21 protein-coding genes, 2 tRNA genes and 1 pseudogene are annotated in these 18308 nt (G+C 55.8%); 14 read left to right on the plus strand and 10 right to left on the minus strand.

Annotated elements, in window-relative coordinates; translation table 11 throughout:
- Positions 1-214 precede the first annotated feature (214 nt).
- Genes DHN60_RS15790 through DHN60_RS15805 form a run of 4 tightly spaced genes read right to left on the minus strand, consistent with a single transcriptional unit; the run spans position 215 to position 4011 of the window.
- Entirely contained in the window at positions 215-1099 is an 885-nt protein-coding gene (locus tag DHN60_RS15790; RefSeq protein WP_108816874.1) for a LysR family transcriptional regulator, read from the minus strand.
- A 19-nt stretch (positions 1100-1118) separates the two neighbouring features.
- Entirely contained in the window at positions 1119-1718 is a 600-nt protein-coding gene (gene leuD, locus DHN60_RS15795; RefSeq protein WP_234417196.1) for a 3-isopropylmalate dehydratase small subunit, read from the minus strand.
- 11 nt (positions 1719-1729) lie between these two features.
- The gene (leuC, locus tag DHN60_RS15800) at positions 1730-3109 is read right to left on the minus strand and encodes a 3-isopropylmalate dehydratase large subunit (protein WP_108838288.1); all 1380 of its coding nucleotides are present in this window, start codon (positions 3107-3109) and stop codon (positions 1730-1732) included.
- Complete coding sequence (locus DHN60_RS15805) at positions 3106-4011, minus strand: alpha/beta fold hydrolase (RefSeq protein ID WP_108838289.1); 906 nt, start codon at positions 4009-4011, stop codon at positions 3106-3108. The genes leuC and DHN60_RS15805 overlap by 4 nt, the downstream gene beginning before the upstream one ends.
- A 171-nt stretch (positions 4012-4182) precedes the next feature.
- Here DHN60_RS15805 and DHN60_RS15810 point away from each other — a divergent pair, with 171 nt between their 5' ends.
- The 9 genes and pseudogenes from DHN60_RS15810 (at position 4183) to xerC (ending at position 10644) form a co-directional block, all read left to right on the plus strand.
- Positions 4183-5184, plus strand: coding sequence for a DctP family TRAP transporter solute-binding subunit (locus tag DHN60_RS15810; RefSeq protein ID WP_108816905.1), 1002 nt, complete (start codon positions 4183-4185; stop codon positions 5182-5184).
- A gap of 56 nt (positions 5185-5240) precedes the next feature.
- The gene (locus DHN60_RS15815) at positions 5241-5906 is read left to right on the plus strand and encodes a TRAP transporter small permease (RefSeq protein ID WP_108838290.1); all 666 of its coding nucleotides are present in this window, start codon (positions 5241-5243) and stop codon (positions 5904-5906) included.
- Entirely contained in the window at positions 5906-7315 is a 1410-nt protein-coding gene (locus tag DHN60_RS15820; RefSeq protein WP_108816869.1) for a TRAP transporter large permease, read from the plus strand. The genes DHN60_RS15815 and DHN60_RS15820 overlap by 1 nt, the downstream gene beginning before the upstream one ends.
- 8 nt (positions 7316-7323) lie before the next feature.
- Positions 7324-7533 carry a hypothetical protein gene (locus tag DHN60_RS15825; protein ID WP_108838291.1) on the plus strand — a complete coding sequence of 70 codons (210 nt, stop codon included), beginning with the start codon at positions 7324-7326 and terminating at the stop codon, positions 7531-7533.
- Between the two features lie 469 nt (positions 7534-8002).
- The gene (locus tag DHN60_RS15830) at positions 8003-8881 is read left to right on the plus strand and encodes an ArdC family protein (RefSeq protein ID WP_108838292.1); all 879 of its coding nucleotides are present in this window, start codon (positions 8003-8005) and stop codon (positions 8879-8881) included.
- On the plus strand, positions 8878-9081 hold the full coding sequence (locus tag DHN60_RS15835; RefSeq protein WP_108838293.1) for a hypothetical protein: 204 nt from the start codon (positions 8878-8880) through the stop codon (positions 9079-9081). The genes DHN60_RS15830 and DHN60_RS15835 overlap by 4 nt, the downstream gene beginning before the upstream one ends.
- Positions 9078-9269, plus strand: a pseudogene (locus DHN60_RS22690) (hypothetical protein); the annotation flags it as partial. The gene DHN60_RS15835 and the pseudogene DHN60_RS22690, both read left to right, overlap by 4 nt.
- A gap of 20 nt (positions 9270-9289) precedes the next feature.
- Entirely contained in the window at positions 9290-9571 is a 282-nt protein-coding gene (locus DHN60_RS15845; RefSeq protein WP_108838295.1) for a hypothetical protein, read from the plus strand.
- Positions 9572-9777: 206 nt separating this feature from the next.
- On the plus strand, positions 9778-10644 hold the full coding sequence (gene xerC / locus DHN60_RS15850) for a tyrosine recombinase XerC (protein ID WP_234423663.1): 867 nt from the start codon (positions 9778-9780) through the stop codon (positions 10642-10644).
- Positions 10645-10712: 68 nt separating this feature from the next.
- Here xerC and DHN60_RS22335 read toward each other — a convergent pair.
- The 4 genes from DHN60_RS22335 to DHN60_RS15865 form a co-directional block, all read right to left on the minus strand.
- Positions 10713-10786 (minus strand) — tRNA-Cys (locus DHN60_RS22335).
- 74 nt (positions 10787-10860) lie between these two features.
- Positions 10861-11385, minus strand: a complete 525-nt coding sequence (locus DHN60_RS15855) for a GNAT family N-acetyltransferase (protein ID WP_159089238.1) — start codon at positions 11383-11385, stop codon at positions 10861-10863.
- A 13-nt stretch (positions 11386-11398) separates the two neighbouring features.
- A complete protein-coding gene (locus DHN60_RS15860) occupies positions 11399-11704 on the minus strand; it encodes a DUF1778 domain-containing protein (RefSeq protein ID WP_108838298.1) in 306 nt (101 codons plus the stop codon).
- Between the two features lie 252 nt (positions 11705-11956).
- Positions 11957-12030: transfer RNA gene (locus DHN60_RS15865), tRNA-Cys, on the minus strand.
- A gap of 155 nt (positions 12031-12185) precedes the next feature.
- Here DHN60_RS15865 and DHN60_RS15870 point away from each other — a divergent pair.
- The 4 genes from DHN60_RS15870 (at position 12186) to DHN60_RS15885 (ending at position 16283) form a co-directional block, all read left to right on the plus strand.
- A complete protein-coding gene (locus tag DHN60_RS15870) occupies positions 12186-12839 on the plus strand; it encodes a protein-L-isoaspartate O-methyltransferase (protein WP_108838299.1) in 654 nt (217 codons plus the stop codon).
- A gap of 48 nt (positions 12840-12887) precedes the next feature.
- A complete protein-coding gene (locus tag DHN60_RS15875; RefSeq protein WP_108838330.1) occupies positions 12888-14318 on the plus strand; it encodes a TolC family outer membrane protein in 1431 nt (476 codons plus the stop codon).
- A gap of 74 nt (positions 14319-14392) precedes the next feature.
- A complete protein-coding gene (locus tag DHN60_RS15880) occupies positions 14393-15658 on the plus strand; it encodes a hypothetical protein (protein WP_108838300.1) in 1266 nt (421 codons plus the stop codon).
- Between the two features lie 46 nt (positions 15659-15704).
- The gene (locus DHN60_RS15885) at positions 15705-16283 is read left to right on the plus strand and encodes a cobalamin biosynthesis protein CobQ (RefSeq protein ID WP_108838301.1); all 579 of its coding nucleotides are present in this window, start codon (positions 15705-15707) and stop codon (positions 16281-16283) included.
- Between the two features lie 79 nt (positions 16284-16362).
- Here DHN60_RS15885 and DHN60_RS15890 read toward each other — a convergent pair whose 3' ends face one another.
- Entirely contained in the window at positions 16363-16683 is a 321-nt protein-coding gene (locus DHN60_RS15890) for a DUF6280 family protein (RefSeq protein ID WP_008228933.1), read from the minus strand.
- A 221-nt stretch (positions 16684-16904) separates the two neighbouring features.
- Between DHN60_RS15890 and efp the strand changes: the two genes are divergently transcribed.
- Complete coding sequence (gene efp / locus DHN60_RS15895; protein ID WP_108838302.1) at positions 16905-17468, plus strand: elongation factor P; 564 nt, start codon at positions 16905-16907, stop codon at positions 17466-17468.
- A gap of 46 nt (positions 17469-17514) precedes the next feature.
- On the opposite strand, the gene DHN60_RS15900 is transcribed toward efp, so the two are convergent.
- The gene (locus DHN60_RS15900; RefSeq protein ID WP_108838303.1) at positions 17515-18261 is read right to left on the minus strand and encodes a folate-binding protein YgfZ; all 747 of its coding nucleotides are present in this window, start codon (positions 18259-18261) and stop codon (positions 17515-17517) included.
- Between the last annotated feature and the right edge of the window lie 47 nt (positions 18262-18308).

Here is an 18308-nt window from a genome sequence, read left to right on the forward strand (position 1 = left end):
AAGTATCCGATGTCGCATCGGTGCAACTCCTCAGACCGGACCTTCGCTGCAAGTGCATAATCGATAGTTGGCGGAACTGGTGCTCTGCGGACATTCCAGACTTTGACGCTTTCTTTGTTAACGGCTGCTTCCAGAGTTTGGCGGCCGCGCGTTTGTTAAGTGCTGCATTGAACAGCGGTACCATACCATCGAGGAAAATCACGGTCTCGGACCCTTAGACCGTGGTTTTTCTAACTGCATCGACGAATCTTTTGACGGTGTCTGAATTTCCCGATTTGCGAAATGCAACGTATAGGTCAATGAGGTTTTCACATGGCTCAAATGGGACGAAGGAAACACCTAAGGGGGCGATATTCCGGACCCAAGCAGGTGCCAATGCGATTCCGAGGCCCTGAGCTACAAACTGCAACATTGTGGACTTATCAATAATCTCACAGACAATGTTGGGCTGCGCGCCTATTCGGCGAAAGCCGCTCCATAATGCTTCGTGCAAGATTGGGCGTGCGTGTTTGGGGTAGCCCACGATCGGTTGGTCGACGATATCGGACGCCGATAGAGACACAGAGCTTGAAAGAGGGTTTGTATCCGCAAGAACCACCAAAACCGGCTGCCGGTGAAGCAGTTCACTGGTGATGAAATCGTCTTGCTGCGGCGTTCTGACAAAGGCCACATCGGTGCGATGGCCAATCAACTCTTGCGAATGTTGTTCAGAAGATGAGGTTTCCAGTACCTGCACGTGAACCTTCGGGTCCGTCCTGCGAAAAGCTAGCAGAGCTTTGGGCAGCAGCATCGAAATCGCCTCATCTACCCCGCTCACACGGATGTGGCGTAGGTCAGACTCGGCGGTGTGGCGAACATTTGAGACCGCCCTTTCGATATCGGCAAGTATCCTTTTGGCATCCTGGACGAACTCTGACCCAGCTTGGGTCAGGCTGACCTGCCGTGTCGTTCTGAAAAACAGTCGCGCACCAAGTTCATGTTCCAACGCAGAGACCCGTTCAGAAAGAGCCGATTGGCTTAGCCCCAAACGTTCGCCTGCTCGCCGGAAGTGAAGTTCTTCCGCCACGGCGACGAAGCATTCCAGCTGTCTGATATCCAATCTGTGTTCCCTTATTGGTCTATTTGATGACGCTGACCCGCATCTGGCTTTTCAATCCCGCCTCATAGTCTCGGATCGCACCTGCATGTTCTAACGAGTCTAGCGTATCATCGCGACCTCGGATCAGCGCTGTTTGTGTCGCGGCGTCCATCTCGAATGGCGCGCGAATGTCACCAGCTGTGATCGTGCGGCCACTAAGGTCGATTGTTATCTCGGCACCGTTGCCTGCGGCCTGCAAAAGCAAGTCCCGCGTCTCCGGCGAGACAATCGGCAATGCCAAACCGTTTTTGCGGGCATTGTCGTAGAAAATACCGGCGAAACTTGTGCCGATGCAGGCATCAATCCCAAGTTGGCGCATACCCCAGACAGCATGTTCGCGACTGGACCCACAGCCGAAATTGTCGCCGACAACCAAAATATTGGCCTGCGTCCAAGGTGCTTTGTTCAAGATAAAGTCTGGGCGAGGACCCCCAGCATTGTCAAAGCGCAAATCGGCGAATGTGCCATCCGCCAATCCTTCGCGGGTGATCGTGATCAGAAACCGCTTGGGCATGATCACATCAGTATCGACATTGGCCAGCGGCAAAGGTGCTGCGATCCCTTTGATCATCTTTTTCATCTGTTGGTCTTTCATTTGAAATTTCGCACATCTGCCAGATGCCCCGCGACAGAAGCCGCCGCGACCATTGCAGGTGACATAAGGTGCGTGCGTGCGCCGCGACCCTGTCGGCCTTCGAAATTTCGGTTGGTGGATGATGCGACGCGTTCACCATCCATGGCGATGTCGTCGTTCATTGCAAGGCACATGGAACAGCCCGCCTCGGGTCGCCATTCAAAACCTGCAGCCTCAAAGATCGCGCGCAGGCCTTCGGCTTCGGCTTTGATCCGTGTCATGGCAGAGCCGGGCACGACGATGGCTTCGACGCCCACCGCGACCTTCCTACCTTCGAGTATCTTGGCCGCCTCGCGCAGGTCTTCAATCCGGCTGTTGGTGCAAGAACCGATAAAGGCCGTGTCGATTGCGATCGACTGGGCTGACTGCCCCTCGGTTAGCCCCATGTAATTCAACGACCGCGCCAAAGCGGCCTTGGCTTTCGGCGAGACATAGTCGGACGCGACCGGCACATGTGCAGTGATCGGCACCGATTGATCCGGGCTGGTGCCCCATGTGACCAGCGGTTCGATATCGCCCCCTGCTATTGCGACCTCATTGTCAAAGACGGCCTCGGGGTCGCTGTGCCAACTCTCCCCGTAGAACGCAAACCGACCGCTATGAGAGTGGCCTTGCAATGCCGCTTCGGTGACCTCATCCGCTGCGATCAAAGCCGCACGCGCGCCTAACTCAACCGCCATATTGCAAACGGTCATGCGTCCGGCCATGTCGAGGTGGCGAACGGCGGAACCTGCAAACTCCACCGCAAATCCATTGGCCCCGCCAGCGCCCACGACTTGCACGACTTTCATGATGATGTCTTTCGCCGTCACGCCGGGTGCGGTTTCGCCGTCGATCAAAACACGCATCGTTTTCATACGTTTGTAGCGTAGCGTTTGGGTTGCCAGAACATGTTCCACTTCCGAGGTGCCGATGCCAAACCCCAGCGCGCCGTATGCGCCATAGGTTGTCGTGTGGCTGTCACCGCAGGCAATTAACATGCCGGGTATGACCAACCCCTGTTCGGGAACCACGACGTGTTCAATGCCCTGTCGCGGGTCGCCCAGACCATAAAAAGCGATGTCGTGCTTGGTGCAATTGGATTCCAGATTGTCGATTAGGAGCTTGGAAGCCTTATCATGCGGTTCATTGCTGCGGGTTGCGTTCACATGATCGACCACGGCAAGATGCGCCTCGGTCCGCCAAACGTCCAAGCCCTTTGCGTCGAGCCCCGAGAAGGCTTGCGGGCTGGTGTATTCATTCATGATGTGGAAATCGACATAGATCAGCATGTCGCCATCTGGCAGATCGCACACCTTATGGGCGTCGACCAGTTTGTCATAAAGTGTCCGGCTCATGCGGTTGCCTTTGCGTGAATTGGGTTGCGGGCAAAGAAATCCGACATGCGCGCAGCTATGTCATCCGGGATTTCTTCGGCCATGTAATGTGTGGTGTCGAGCGCTTCGCCCTCAACCCTTTCAGCCCGCTGTCGCCATAGGGCAAGCGCGTCAAAGCACGTCTCAATCACGCCACGTTTCGCCCAAAGGGTCAAAACGGGCATGCGAAGTTTGCGGCCCTGATCCGCATCATCATGTGCGATGTCGATCGTGGCGGCGGCCCGATAGTCTTCACAGCTTGCATGAATAGCGTCGGGGTCTGCGAAGGCACTTAGGTATTCTGCCAAAGCTTCAGGTGAAAACGGATTATCGCCGCGTGCCTGATTGAAGCATTTCAGTTTCCAGAACCCTTCAGGATCTGCACCGATCATGCGTTCAGGTAGCGGGCTAGGCTGTGTCAGAAAGAACCAGTGCCAGTATGCCTGTGCGAATCCGGCGCTTGTCCCGGCATACATTTCACGGGTCGGAGCGATGTCGAGCAATGCCATGGCTGAGACGCGGTCAGGATGGTCCAGACCCAACCGATGCGCGACCCGCGCACCGCGATCATGGGCACCAACAAGAAACCGCTCGTGGCCCAAGCGCCGCATGACAGCGACGATGTCGTTCGCCATAGCCCGCTTTGCATAAGGCGCGTGTGCTGCATCGGACGCTGGCTTGTCAGACCGACCGTAGCCGCGCAGATCAGGGCAAATAACCTGAAACGTACGGGCCAGAATGGGGGCCACACCGTGCCACATGGCGGACGTCTGCGGATACCCATGCAATAGAACAAGCGGCGGCGCACCGACAGGTCCTGCGCGGCGGAGGAACAGGGTCGCACCATCGCCTACGATACGCTCTTCCACGAAGTCCTTGAACATTTCGATCCCCCTGAGGACATGAATTTTTATCCACTATCTCAGATTAAATCAAAAGGTTTAATCGGCAAATCTGATCAGTAATGCCGACTAATCCTCATGTGAAACCTCGATAGTCTTTAACGACATTTGCAGCATCGCATGGTGCCGCGAACCGGATCAGAGGAGGATACCATGAAATTTCTGCTAACCACTGCACTATCCCTGACATTGGCGACAAGTGCTTCGTCAGCTTTCGCGGCTTGCGACGAAGGCGAGATCGTCATCAAGTTCAGCCACGTCACGAACACAGACAAGCACCCCAAGGGCATCGCGGCCACTTTGCTGGCCGAGCGCGTCAACACCGAGATGGACGGAACAGCCTGTATGGAGGTTTTTCCGAACTCCACCCTTTATGATGACAACAAGGTGCTAGAGGCGCTACTGCAGGGTGACGTTCAACTCGCCGCACCGTCGCTGTCAAAGTTTGAAAAATTCACCAAGCAATTCCGTATTTTCGACCTGCCTTTCATGTTTGAAGACATCGAGGCTGTTGATGCGTTTCAAGCATCTGAGGCTGGGCAGGCACTGCTAGACAGCATGCAGAACCGAGGTCTTCAGGGTCTGACCTTCTGGCACAATGGCATGAAGCAAATGTCCGCCAATGTTCCTTTAATGTCACCAGCAGACGCTGACGGGCTCAAGTTCCGCGTGATGTCATCCGACGTTCTTGTCGCGCAGATGGAAGCGATCGGTGGCGCGCCGCAAAAGATGGCCTTCTCAGAGGTCTATGGCGCACTTCAACAAGGCGTTGTCGACGGCCAAGAGAACGTTTGGTCCAACATCTATGGCAAAAAGTTCTTCGAGGTTCAGGATGGCATTACCGAAACCAACCACGGTGTTATCGACTATTTGGTCGTGACGAATGTCGATTGGCTTGAAGGCTTGGATGCCGATGTCCGTGACCAATTCTTGACGATCTTGGATGAAGTCACAGAGCTTCGAAACGCAGAGTCCTTTGCGGTGAACCAGGCCAATCGTCAGGCCATCATCGATGCCGGTGGCGAGGTGCGCACCCTCACAGCAGAAGAACGTTTGGCGTGGGTCAATGCGATGAAACCGGTTTGGGAGCAATTCTCTGACGACGTCGGCCAAGACATGATCGACGCGGCACAGTCGTTCAACGGCGGCACCTAAATCAGAAGTAGCCGAGGGCGGTTGATCTGCCCTCGGCACGCAAAGGGAGGTCCGACATGGATCACACGAGATCGTTCATTGATCGGATAGAAGAGACCCTAATTGCGGGCATCCTTGGCGTGATGACATTAATCACATTCGCCAATGTCGTCATGCGATACGGCTTCAATCAGAATATTCTTTGGGCGTTGGAGCTGACCGTCTTTTTGTTCGGTTGGCTCGTTCTACTCGGTGCATCCTATGCGGTCAAGAAAGGCGCGCATTTGGGCGTCGACATCGTCATCAATGCACTGACACCAAAACCACGTCGCATGATGGGGCTGGCTGCGGTTGCCGTCTGTATCGCTTTTAGCTTTCTAATGTTGAAAGGCGCATGGGACTACTGGGCCAACTTCGCGAACCTTCCTGGCACCGATGGGCGCTGGTTCCCGCTTGGGTTTGAGGAGAGCTTCCGCGGCAAGGGATGGTACGAGGTCAATGACATCCCGCATCCCGCTGTTTTGGGCTGGATGGAAACCGTGTTCAACGACGGCCAAAGCTACGAAAAAATCCCCCGCCTGCTGCCCTACGTTGTTCTGCCATTATCAATGGCGCTGTTACTTTTGCGCTTTGTCCAAGCTGGCTGGGCGCTTTGGTCTGGCAAAACCGACCGCGTTGTGGCCAGCCACGAGGTTGAAGACGAAATTCAAGAAATCCGCGAACAGAGGCAGGGAGAAAGCTAATGGAAGTCGCACTTCTCTTTTCAATGGTCATCGGCCTCATGCTGATCGGTGTTCCGATTGCCATTTCGCTTGGCATGTCATCGGTTCTTTTTCTGTTGGTCTATTCAGACAGCTCACTGGCATCAGTGGCACAAACCCTATTCAGCGCGTTTGAGGGGCACTATACCCTGCTCGCTATCCCGTTCTTTATATTAGCGTCTTCCTTCATGACGACAGGCGGCGTTGCCCAACGGATCATTCGGTTCTCAATTGCCTGTGTCGGGCACCTGCCCGGTGGGCTGGCAATTGCTGGCGTTTTCGCCTGTATGCTGTTTGCGGCTCTTTCAGGATCTTCGCCTGCGACTGTTGTGGCAATCGGAACCATCGTGATCGGAGGTATGCGACAGGTCGGGTATACCAAAGACTTTGCCGCAGGCGTCATCTGTACAGCAGGGACATTGGGTATCTTGATCCCACCGTCCATCGTGATGGTGGTCTATGCTGCGTCGGTTGAGGTTTCAGTCGGTCGTATGTTTCTGGCTGGGGTCATCCCCGGATTGCTAGCCGGTTTCATGCTGATGACGACCATTTATGTCATCGCAAGAATTAAGAATTTGCCCAAGGGTGAGTGGCAGGGTTGGGGCGAAATCGTTGCCTCTGGCCGTGAGGCGGGCTGGGGACTTTTCCTGATCGTCATCATCCTTGGCGGCATCTACGGGGGCATTTTTACCCCAACCGAAGCGGCCGCAGTCGCCGCAGTCTATGCGTTCTTCATCGCGACGTTCGTCTACAAGGATATGGGGCCACTCGCAGATAGACAGCCACGTAGTCTTTCCGCTGCAGCGGTGAACGAAACCCCCGGCAGCATTCCGTTGCGGAGCCGCCCATGGGCCATCGTGACCGCGTTTTTCCATCCAGATACACAACGCACTTTGTTCGATGCCGGCAAGCTGACAGTCACGTTGCTGTTCGTGATCGCAAACGCGCTTATCTTGAAGCACGTTCTAACAGACGAACAAATCCCACAACATATCGCCAATGCGATGCTTTCTGCGGGCTTCGGGCCGGTTATGTTCTTGATAGTCGTCAACATCATCCTGTTGATCGGCGGCCAGTTCATGGAACCGTCGGGACTGCTGGTGATCGTAGCGCCACTGGTGTTCCCAATCGCGATCGAGCTTGGCATTGATCCGATCCATCTCGGCATCATCATGGTCGTCAATATGGAGATCGGTATGATTACACCTCCGGTTGGACTGAACCTCTTTGTTACCTCCGGTGTCGCCGGTATGCCAATGATGAGCGTAGTGCGTGCGGCACTACCATTCCTCGCGGTGCTCTTTGTTTTCTTGATCCTGGTGACCTATGTGCCGTGGATTTCGACCATACTGCCAAATACGTTCATGGGGCCAGAAATCATCACGAACTAGATGTAGCAATGCGAGCAAAAAACGGCGGTGTCAGTTTTGGCATCGCCGCTTTTCTTCTAACTTTTGCGAAACCGAACTTTCCGTCTTCGCCAAGCGAAGCAGCCATTCATACAAGTTGCAGCATTGGTCAATATGGGCTCGAACCGGACATGCGGCAGCGCAACGAAATAATTGATTTCGAAGAAGTTTCAATGTCGGCTTCAGGTGGTTCAGCATGAAAGGCTCCTCCTTTCCGGCGGTCTGAAAAAAAATTTATTCCCGAACATGGAGACGAGCCCGCGCTTTGGTGCGCGGGCAACAAATTCCAATCGACTGAACAGGGGCTCAACGGGCCTTTGGCCCGCTCACCCCGATCCAGACATCATTCCTTTTGTTTGGTCCGCCCAACATCCCTGACCGTGGCGGTCAACCTTAGTCCATCCCCAAAATCAGCCACCTATTTCCCCTGTCTCGCGAGCGAGCCATTCCTCGCGGGGCAAATTGGCGTCTGATTTTGGCGCAGACATTTTCTTCGCAAATGTGGCCGATTGACAGCCCCGTTCAGGGCCATGGGTCGGGCTTTGCCCTCTCCCACTCTGTTCCGCCGAATACATGCGTATTCGGTCAGATCAGGTGGCCGAGGCGCAGCCCATCGGCGGAAAGGGGCGCGAAGCCTATCCCGCGTCACTTTGATTGAGGAGGCCACAAATGGCACCGAAGTTTGATGTTTATGCCCATGTTACCGACACCATTATTGCAGAAATCGAGGCAGGCACGCCGCCATGGCGCAAGCCGTGGACTGGGAGCGCGTCCGGCATTGCCCTGCCGACCCGACACAACGGGGAGGAGTATCGCGGGATTAATATCCTGATGCTCTGGGTCATGGCCGCCAAGCATGGTTATTTGTCCAGCCGCTGGATGACCTACAAACAGGGGCAGGAACTGGGGGGGCAGGTCCGCAAAGGTGAAACGTCGTCGACGGTGGTCAAATACGGGACGTTCACCCGAGAGAACGAGCTGGGCATCGAGGAAGAGCTGCCCTATGCGCGCGCCTATCGTGTGTTTAATGCGGATCAGATCGAGGGTTTGCCGGAGGATTACTACATTCGGCCTGAGGCCCCGCGCGACCTTGGGACGGCCGAAGATCCGGAGCTTGATGCATTTTTCAGCCGGACAGGGGCGGAGATTGTCACAAGCGATGACGCGCGCGCCTATTACAGCCCCGCCAAAGACCACATCCACATGCCGCCGATTGCCACGTTTCACAATACAGCGGGTTACTATGCGACTTTGGCCCATGAGATGATCCATTGGACCGGCAGCGAAAAGCGGCTGGAGCGGATCAAGAAATTTGCCAACCGTGAGGCCTATGCCTTTGAAGAGCTGGTGGCAGAAATCGGCGCTTGTTTCCTTGGTGCTCAGATTGGCGTTGCGCCGGAATTCGATCAAAGCGCCGCCTATGTTGAAGGGTGGTTGAAGGCTCTCAAAGAGGACAAACGGGCGATTTTTCGCGCGGCGTCGGAGGCGCAGAAAGCTGCCGACTTTGTTTTGCACGCAGCAGGTCAGAGCAAGGAGGTGGCAGCATGACCCCGGACCATCACAGCGATGATTTCTCGACTGCGCGTCTGGAAGATACCGTGAGCCTTCGGAGCGCCGCCCGCGAAGCGCGCGCCACGCTCTACGCGGTGTTGAACCGGCTGGAACTCAACGATCTGGAAGGCGAAGAGCAGCCCTATATCGACGATTGTCTGGGGGCGCTCGCAATCCTTGAGGAGGTGTTGCAGTGACGTTGGCGGAGATCAAAACAGCAGTGGACGCGGGCAACTGCGTTCATTGGGTAAACAGGGGTTATGTAGTGACGCGCGATTGTCTCGGGCAGTACCTCATCACATTCGCGCGGAACGGGTCAGCTATCGGTTTGACCAACCGTGACGGTACCGGTCTGAATGGGCTGCCGGAAGAGTTCTTCATGGCAGATTGCACGGAGGCTTCATCATGAACTTCTCCGAAGTCAAACAAGCGGCCCGAGAGGGCCGCGCCAGCGTGCATCTCCATGGTTTCTGCAATCTGCCCGATGGCGGGCAGGAGCATTATGATGATCCGGCACTTGTCGATGGGTGGGCGATCTATGTCCGGGTCGAGACGCCGGGCGACTCGCAACAGCCCTTTGATTTGCACGAACTGCCCGATCATCAAACTTATACCAGCGCCGAAGGCGCGGCCCGCGCAATAGCGCTGCAATTGCTTGGCGATGCTGAGGCGTGGAACCACGACTAGTGGCGCCATGCCTTGCGCATGTGGCCGGGCTTCGCCCGGCGGTCGCAGCCGATGGCTGCTCCAAACGGAATACAGGCAGTTGATGCAATATTATAATATTGAATCAATTATGGCGAAGTGCCATAACAGGGCTGCCTGTATGATGCTGGCCGGAATTCTGGGATCACTACAATCGACTGCTGAAGGGAAAGCCAGCGCCTGCGCCGGTGAGGCGCAATTTTGAAGCGCTGATTCTCAGCTACTACGAGAGTGACGCCTACAAGAAGCTGAAGCCCCGGACGAGATCCGACTATCGGCGGTACATCAGCCACATTCGTGAGATCTGGGCCGAGAAAGACCCGGCCAGGATCGAAACCCATCACATTTACGAACTGCACCGCGCCAATGCGGATCATTGGAGGCAAGCCAACTATCTCGTTCAGGTCATGGTCGTCTTGATGAACCACGCGCGATTGATTGGCTTTATCAAGAAAGAGCATGGCAACCCGGCGAAGGGCATCCCGCTCTTTAAGCAGCAGAGCGACGGCTGGGAGCCTTGGCCAGACGATGTTCGTGCCGAGTTCGAAGCGCTGGCTTCAAAGAGGGCGCGGCTGGTTTACGAGCTTTGCGTTGGTACAGGCCAACGCATTGGCGATGTCGTGAAGATGAAGTGGGAGCACTTTTCAGATGATGGTTTCGATTTTACGCAGGGTAAAACCGACAAGCCGTTGTGGATCCCGCTTACCGACCGACTGAAAACCCATCTCGAAGGCATCGCGCGAACAGACGGCACTGTTGTGACCGACGCGAAGGGTCGACCAGTGAGCTACCGTATCGTTGCCGAGGAAATGCGTACCATCAAAAGGAAGATGAAGCACGAGAAGGCGAGCTACTACAAAACGCACGGGCTGAGGAAAAACGCGACGATCGAGCTGTATCTGGCAGGATGTGATGACGAGATGGTCAAGGCTGTCACAGGTCACTCAGGCGTTGAGATGCTAAAAAAGTACGGTGGGCCGATCCGGCAAAGAGAGCTCGCGAAGCGCGCTCAAGAGGCAAGAAATCAAATGGAACGAAGCAAGACCGAAACGTGAAAGTTTCAACGGTTGTTTCAAAAATGGCAGTGAAGGAGAAGCAGGATGACGCAAGTCATTGATTTTATTGGAGGCGAGTACCGGAATCGAACCGGTGTACACGGATTTGCAATCCTAAGAATTTCTCTGATTCCATTGAATTTTTTTGGAAAATGATCCGCGAGATGCCCGTAGAAAATCAGTCGGTTAATTGCTGAATGTAAAACGCATTGTGCATTAGGCGCTGAACGTCGCGCGTATATCGTTCATGCTGATATATACACGATCAATGTTTTCCGGATCGTTCATTGGTTGAAACCCTAGCCCCTCATAGAACGCGAAACGGCGTTCAAAGGCCTTATCTCGCAAGACGTCTAAAACAATGGCCATGGACCCGACTTTTTCGGAAATCTCCATCGCTTGTCGTAGAGCGTGAACCATCAGAGCCCGCCCAATTCCCTTGCCTTGCCAGTCTTCATGTACTGCTACGGCTTTTATGTAGGTCGCGGGGATAGTAGGCGGAGGGCGCGGTCGTTTGGGAGTTTCGATGTGATCGGGACTCACTGCAAACGCATTGAGGGTATAGAAACCGACTATCTCCTTCTGCCCCTCGTCTGTTGCCATGAACGCGGTGAGGTATCCCGACTTGATATGATCAGTCAGAGCCTCTTTGAGAAATTTATCGATTGGTTCGAAGCCACATGAAAAAGCGCTGCGGTCATGCAGCGCTTTGTCGAATTGTGAGATTTTCAGTTCAGCCACATCAGCTTGTGCTTCAAGCATCCTTCAGGATGCTCTCCGCTTGAGCGGCAGCTTTGGCCAAACCCGGGATAACTTTGCCCGGCTTAGAAACGGCGCTCCTGAATGCTTCGAAAGCTTCTAAAGGCAAAACCGACATCGTTGAACGGCGTTCCACTTCGCCTACTTGTTGGAGAGCCGCCTGACGAATGAAGTCAGCTTCGTTCAAGCCGACGGTTGCGGCTGCAGCTTTTATCCGGTTTTCGTCGCTTGGGCGCATACGAATTTCCTTGCGCGCAGTCATGCGTTCGCCCTTATCGACGGGATCAATCATCGCAAACATCGGTTGGTTCCTTTCTCTCTGGAAGCTTATGTACGGCTTTTCGCCGTACAAGTCAAGATCATGATGGTCATCATGCCGACCATGATCATCCCGACGATGAACATCATGATCATCGTCATGACCATAAAAATGGTTGTGTGGCAGCAGCTTAGTAAAGAGTAGAAATCCAGAAGATCGGTCGTGGGTGCTTCCAGCAAGTGGCCATTTTACAATCAAATGGGGCCCAAAAATCACGTAGCTTATTGATTTTATTGGAGGCGAGTACCGGAATCGAACCGGTGTACACGGATTTGCAATCCGCTGCGTCACCACTCCGCCAACTCGCCTTCCTATGGTGCGAGCGATGCGATAGCCGATCTCCCAATCACGCGCAAGTGCGAGTGCGCAACAATGGTGAGAACGGCTGCGCTCGTGCGTTGCTCATGGGCGCGGGATGTGGCACATCTGGTTTGAGGATTCTGAACGAACGAGTTTAGCTGCAATGACAGACTTTTCCGCCCGCCGTACAATGATGGTCGATACCCAGGTCCGCCCATCGGATGTGACGAAATTCCCCATCATCGACGCTATGCTATCGGTCCAACGCGAAGACTTTGTTCCGTCTCAAAAGCGTGAGGCCGCCTATATGGGTGAAAACCTCGGCCTCGGGGACGGGCGCGTGCTGCTTGAGCCGCGCACTTTGGCCAAAATGCTTGATGCCTTGGATATCGGTCAGGATGAACTCGTCCTCGATATCGGGGCAGCCTATGGGTATTCCGCTGCGGTGATCGCCCACATGGCTGTGGCGGTTGTCGCTCTGGAAGAAGATGCCGATATGGCCCGCGACGCAGAAGAAGGTCTAATGTCCGCTGGCATGGACAATGTCATCGTACAGGCTGGCCCGCTGAGCGAGGGCGCGGCCGAGCATGGGCCCTACGATGTGATCCTGGTTCAGGGTGGTGTCAGCGAAGTGCCAGACCAGATCATTGACCAACTCAAAGACGGTGGCCGGATTGCCTGTCTGTTCATGGACGGGGCGTTGGGCGAGGTGCGCATTGGCTACAAGCTTGATGGTCGCATGAATTGGCGACGGTCGTTCAATGCCGCCGCCCCGGTTTTGGCCGGTTTTGAAAAACAGGTGGCGTTTGAGTTCTGAGTGCGAGCGAACATGGCACAGACCAACGGGCAGCAGGGGACAGACAACATGAGCAAGACGCATAAGAGCCGGATCTGGCGCCGCAGCACCACAGCGTTCGCAGTGATTGCAGGCCTTGCCGCTCCCGCTGCGCAGGCGGACACTTTGGCTGATGCTCTTGTGGGGGCCTATGGCCACAGCGGATTGCTTGACCAAAACCGCGCCCTTTTGCGGGCAGCGGACGAAGATGTGGCGATTGCGACTTCGACGTTGCGCCCCATCATCGGCTGGTCGGCGGATATCACGCGACAGTTTGGCGATTCAACGTCTTTCGCTTCGGGTGGAATACAGCGAGATGCCGGGTCGACGACCGCTGCGGTTGGTTTGGATTTGACGCTACAGCTTTTTGACGGCGGCGCCGATTCCGCGCGGATCGAAGCGAGCAAGGAAACTGTGCTGGCGACACGGGCGACATTGCTGACGATCGAGCAGAACGTGCTGTTGCGTGCGGCTGTTGCCTTTTTCAATGTATTCCGCCAGCAGGAATTCGTCTCATTGCGGCAGAACAACCTGCGCCTTCTGCAAGAGGAACAGCGCGCCGCTGAAGACAGGTTTGAAGTGGGCGAGGTGACGCGAACGGATGTGGCCTTGGCCGAAGCGGCCGTGGCAAGCGCGCGCAGCGCTCTGGCCGGTGCTCAGCGTGATCTGGTCCAAGCACAGGCCGAGTATGCCAATGCGACCGGGCGACAGCCGGGACGCCTGACCGCAATTCCGCAGCTGCCACAAACCACAACGGATGTGCCGAGCGCCCAAGGTGTTGCCGTGCGTACGCATCCAGAGATGGAACAGGCGCGCCGTCAGATTGCAGCCAATGAGTTGCTCATTACAGCCGCCGTGGCCGCCAAATTGCCGACGGTCAACCTGCGGGGCACGCTTGGGTTCGACGAGGACCTGAGCTCCGGTAATGGCGATTCACAAATTGGCACCGTTGGCGTGAACGTGTCCGGCCCGATTTATCAGGGTGGCGAATTGAGTGCGGTGGAACGTCGGACAATTGCGGTGCGGGATGCGTCGCGCGGAAACCTCCATACGGTGCGGCACAATGTGCAACAGGATGTTGTGATCGCGATTTCCAATCTGGTTGCCGCGCGATCGAGCATTATTGCCTCCGAAGAAGAAGTCCGGGCCTCTCAGGTGGCCTTTGAGGGTGTGCGAGAAGAAGCAACCTTGGGTGCACGTACCACTCTGGACGTGCTGGACGCCGAACAAGACCTTTTGGATGCCCGTACAACCCGGATTTCTGCCCAAGTCGATCAATATGTCGCGTCCTATCAGGTTCTCGAATCGATGGGCTTGTTAACAGCACAGCGGCTGGGCCTGCCGGTGCAGATATATGACCCGGTGGCATATTATAATCTGGTCAAGAACGCGCCCACCAACCGTTCAAAACAAGGGCAGCAGCTTGATAAGGTGCTGAGAGCATTGAAGCCAACTGATTAAGGTTTTCACCACGGTGTTGTGCGACTCTCATGCGCGGGGTAGACTGCGAAGTGAGGCTAAGAGTGGTAAAAAAAATGTCTGATCCGATGACCAACACCGATGTGGAGGACGTCTTGGCGTCTATTCGCCGTCTGGTGTCTGACCACGGGCGTCCCGGTTCCGCGACCGTCCAACAACCGCCAAGTGACCGTCTGGTCCTGACCCCTTCGCTGCGTGTGCCCGAACAGGACAACGCCGATGAGGTTGAGTATGAGGATGAGGAAGAGGCCGAGTTCGAAGACGCGGCGTTCGCAGAGGATGTAGAGGAGGAGGACGATGATACCTTGTCTACATTCGCCGAAACCGCGTTCCGCTCAGAACGGACTTCAGCTGACCGCGTGAACGTGCGCAAGACAGGGTTTGTGCCAGCGGATGAGAATGCTGTCGTGGCAAAGCTGTCTGCAAATCTCACCGCAGTAGATGCGTCTACCGTTGCAAAGCCGCTGAACGAGGCAGAGCCGAGCGACCCAATGGTCTTGTCCAACCGAGTGGGCGAATTTGACGATGGCACTGCGCCTGACCCCGAAGAGGCGATGCAGTCCGAGGATGCCTTCGACGCCTCTATTGTGCCAGAAGACTGGGCCGATACGTTGGACGATCCGGCGACACTGGATGTTGCTGATGAGGTCGAAGAAGAAGACGCGTCCGAGGGGGCTCTTACCGCTGAGCTTTCTGATGAGGATGACGTAGCGGGCGATACATACGTGCCGCCAGAAAATGAAACTGATCAGGCTGTTGAAGCCGTCGAACCCGCTGAAAAAAGCCTAAGCGAAAAGATCGCGGCGCTTGAAACACTGGTTGGAGCGCGTCGTGATCAGTTCGAACCGGATGACCCGGGAACGGACGCTTATGCTGGCACCGAACCGCCAGCGATGGAATGGGAAGATGTTGATCTTGAGGTCGATCTTGCTGATCAGTCTGATCCGGGGCCTGTCGAACACGCAGAACAGCATTCAGATGCGGATATTGAAGCGCAGACGACCCATGACGCTCTGGAAGATGTCGCCACCAAGCAGCCTCAGCCCGATGTGATTGATGCCGCCCAGACCGAAGGCCACCAACAAGACGAGGGCAACGTCGCACAGGCGGACACCCAGCAGGACGACGCAGCAGACGCGACGCGTGCAGCCCTTTTTGGTTCAGAGGATGACGTGCTGGACGAAGAGGCCTTGCGCGAACTGATCAGCGATATCGTGCGCGAAGAGTTGCAGGGCGCGCTGGGAGAACGGATCACCCGGAATGTTCGCAAACTGGTGCGGCGTGAAATCCACCGTGCTCTGGCGGCTCAAGACCTCGAATGATCCATTCGGCGGGCTGTGAGCACGGCTCTTTGCCCGCGTCATTGCGTTGAACACACCTGCACATTTGCTGATTGGCGCGGCGGCGTTTGGCCGACCCGCACAATCGCGGATCATTCTTGCGGCCTTCATCGGTGCGTTGCTGCCTGATCTTTCGCTTTATGTGATGGCGGGGACCTCTCTGTTTGTCCTGTCGATCCCGCCTGCGCGCGTGTTCAACGAACTGTACTTTTCAGATGCGTGGCAAACAGTCTTTGCGATCGACAACTCATTTTTGCTGTGGGGGGCACTTCTGGGTCTTGCCTTATGGCGACAGGTGCCTTGGGCCGTTGCCCTGACGGGGGCTGCGGTGCTGCATCTGCTGCTCGACTTTCCACTGCACCACGATGACGGGCGGCCCCACTTTTGGCCGGTGTCCGCATGGGTGTTTGAAAGCCCGATCAGCTACTGGGACCGCACAAAAGGGGCAGGGTGGGTCGCCCCGGTCGAGGCGGGCGTGGCGCTGGTGGCGGCCGTGATGCTGTGGCTCCGCCGCGTGCCACTGTGGGCTGCGGTACTGGCCGGCACGTTGCTGTTGGCCGAGCTTTGGATTGTGCGTCAGTGGCTGTTTTTCTTCGTGGACAGTTAGGCCAGACGGTCCTTCCTCTACAAAAGAAAACGCGCCCGGCAGAGGGGCGCGTTTTCGGAAACAGCAGAGTTTGGTTTTATCAGGCCGCTTCGGCCTGTTGTGCGGCGTTACGACGCTCGGATTCTTCGCGGCTCAGCGCGACCGAGGTGCGCACACCTTTGCCAACAAAATCCATCAGTCCGGTGACAACCCGCTCGTTGGGGTCAATCCCGGCACAGCTCAGCACTTCGCGCCCATCGCGCGAACGCGCCCAGCGGGCAATCTGCTCTGGACCATTGCCATATTTCTTGTCATCTGCGATGGCGTCATCAAGCGCTGCCAACACCACGGCTGCAAACAGTTTACGTGCACGGTTGCCTTGTTCGTTATTAAAGGCTGTGCCGTCAACGAAGTCTTTCATTCGTCGTCCTTTCTTTTATTCTTGCTCTTGTCTTTTTCGGCGTGACGCTCGTTATGACCTATCTTAGTCGATTCGGACACCCTCTATTTGCATAACACCCTTGCGTTTTTTGCATACCTCGCTGCGGGTGCAGCACTGAATCTGGTTGCCTTGCAGGGCATCCATCCCCGAGATATAGGATGCAACAACTTTTCATCAACCTTTTGCCATGGTTTTGACACATGCCTAAAATCAACGGAAACGAAATACGCCCGGGAAACGTTCTGGAACACAACGGCGGTCTGTGGGCCGCGGTCAAGGTGGACCACGTAAAGCCCGGAAAAGGCGGAGCATTTGCTCAGGTCGAAATGCGCAACCTGCGCAATGGGTCAAAGCTGAACGAGCGATTCCGCAGTGCCGACAAAGTGGAACGCGTGCGTCTTGAACAAAAAGACCAGCAGTTCCTTTACGAAAACGACGGCATGCTCGTGTTCATGGATACGGACACCTACGAGCAGATCGAACTGCCCTCTGAAATTCTCGGGGAACGGCGCCCGTTTTTGCAGGACGGCATGACAATCGTTGTCGAATTTCACGAGGCCGAGGCCCTGAACGCGACGTTGCCCCAAAAAGTGGTTTGCAAGATCGTTGAAACTGAACCGGTCGTCAAAGGCCAGACAGCGGCGAACTCGTTCAAACCCGCCACGCTCGACAATGGTCTCAAGGTCATGGTTCCACCGTTTGTGGGGCAGGACGAAGACATCGTCGTGAACACCGAGACCATGGATTATTCTGAACGCGCCTGATCCTAGGCGCGCTTTTATCCGTTGCGGATTTTGGCCGGAAACTGTGTCAGTTTCCGGCACCTTCCCAAACAACGTCTGCTCTGCCCGCGGTCATCGGCCCTTGGGCGCGATCAAACCGCAGATAGGCTATGGCATGGTCTGCGTGCCGGCTCAGCAGCGTCCCGGCGACCTTGTCCCCGAACATGATGGGCGTGCCGGGGGTCGCTTCACCTGTCACAACGACCTGCACCAGCCCTTTGCGCAAGGACGTCTTGTGCTTCATCCGAGCGGTTACTTCCTGTCCGACATAGCACCCTTTCCGAAAATCCACGCCCTTGATGGCCTCAAACCCCGCTTCAAGAATGAAGGTGTCCGGTGTCAGTTCAACACCCGTTTCCGGAATCATGTGGGCGACGCGAAGTGCTTTCCAGTCCGTGTCATCCACGGCCTGCGGGTCCGACCGATACGCCCGCCATCCCAGCGCGGGGTTGCGGGGGTCGTCCATGCCATCTGCTGGCCGGTCATCAAGGCCACGATGCACAAACAGGTCCGCATCCGTGATCGTCACGTCGGCCCGCAATTTGTACATGCTCAGCCGCGTGCGCAGCATGTCGGCCTGTTCGGCTGACGCATCCAGCAGCACATCATCGCCCGCCGCGCTCAAAAAGAAGTCAGCCAGATACTTGCCCTGTGGTGTGAGCAACGCGGCATAGACCAGACCACCATCAATGCCGTTGACGTCATTGGTGACCAGACCTTGCAGGAAAGTCCGGGTGTCACCGCCCGAGAGGCGGAAAACATGGCGTTCAGGCATCAGTGTTCCTTTCGCTTAACTGACTTGTCATATAACAGTCTCATGCA

The organism is Tateyamaria sp. Alg231-49 (assembly GCF_900143535.1).
Lineage (GTDB): Bacteria > Pseudomonadota > Alphaproteobacteria > Rhodobacterales > Rhodobacteraceae > Tateyamaria.

Bases quoted from the DNA above. Each gene is read 5' to 3' on its own strand.
- leuD (WP_234417196.1), bottom strand. From the start codon at position 1,718: ATGAAAAAGATGATCAAAGGGATCGCAGCACCTTTGCCGCTGGCCAAT.
- leuC (WP_108838288.1), bottom strand. From the start codon at position 3,109: ATGAGCCGGACACTTTATGACAAACTGGTCGACGCCCATAAGGTGTGC.
- DHN60_RS15805 (WP_108838289.1), bottom strand. From the start codon at position 4,011: ATGTTCAAGGACTTCGTGGAAGAGCGTATCGTAGGCGATGGTGCGACC.
- DHN60_RS15810 (WP_108816905.1), top strand. From the start codon at position 4,183: ATGAAATTTCTGCTAACCACTGCACTATCCCTGACATTGGCGACAAGT.
- DHN60_RS15815 (WP_108838290.1), top strand. From the start codon at position 5,241: ATGGATCACACGAGATCGTTCATTGATCGGATAGAAGAGACCCTAATT.
- DHN60_RS15820 (WP_108816869.1), top strand. From the start codon at position 5,906: ATGGAAGTCGCACTTCTCTTTTCAATGGTCATCGGCCTCATGCTGATC.
- DHN60_RS15825 (WP_108838291.1), top strand. From the start codon at position 7,324: ATGCGAGCAAAAAACGGCGGTGTCAGTTTTGGCATCGCCGCTTTTCTT.
- DHN60_RS15830 (WP_108838292.1), top strand. From the start codon at position 8,003: ATGGCACCGAAGTTTGATGTTTATGCCCATGTTACCGACACCATTATT.
- DHN60_RS15835 (WP_108838293.1), top strand. From the start codon at position 8,878: ATGACCCCGGACCATCACAGCGATGATTTCTCGACTGCGCGTCTGGAA.
- DHN60_RS15845 (WP_108838295.1), top strand. From the start codon at position 9,290: ATGAACTTCTCCGAAGTCAAACAAGCGGCCCGAGAGGGCCGCGCCAGC.
- DHN60_RS15860 (WP_108838298.1), bottom strand. From the start codon at position 11,704: ATGTTTGCGATGATTGATCCCGTCGATAAGGGCGAACGCATGACTGCG.
- DHN60_RS15870 (WP_108838299.1), top strand. From the start codon at position 12,186: ATGACAGACTTTTCCGCCCGCCGTACAATGATGGTCGATACCCAGGTC.
- DHN60_RS15875 (WP_108838330.1), top strand. From the start codon at position 12,888: ATGAGCAAGACGCATAAGAGCCGGATCTGGCGCCGCAGCACCACAGCG.
- DHN60_RS15880 (WP_108838300.1), top strand. From the start codon at position 14,393: ATGTCTGATCCGATGACCAACACCGATGTGGAGGACGTCTTGGCGTCT.
- DHN60_RS15890 (WP_008228933.1), bottom strand. From the start codon at position 16,683: ATGAAAGACTTCGTTGACGGCACAGCCTTTAATAACGAACAAGGCAAC.
- efp (WP_108838302.1), top strand. From the start codon at position 16,905: ATGCCTAAAATCAACGGAAACGAAATACGCCCGGGAAACGTTCTGGAA.
- DHN60_RS15900 (WP_108838303.1), bottom strand. From the start codon at position 18,261: ATGCCTGAACGCCATGTTTTCCGCCTCTCGGGCGGTGACACCCGGACT.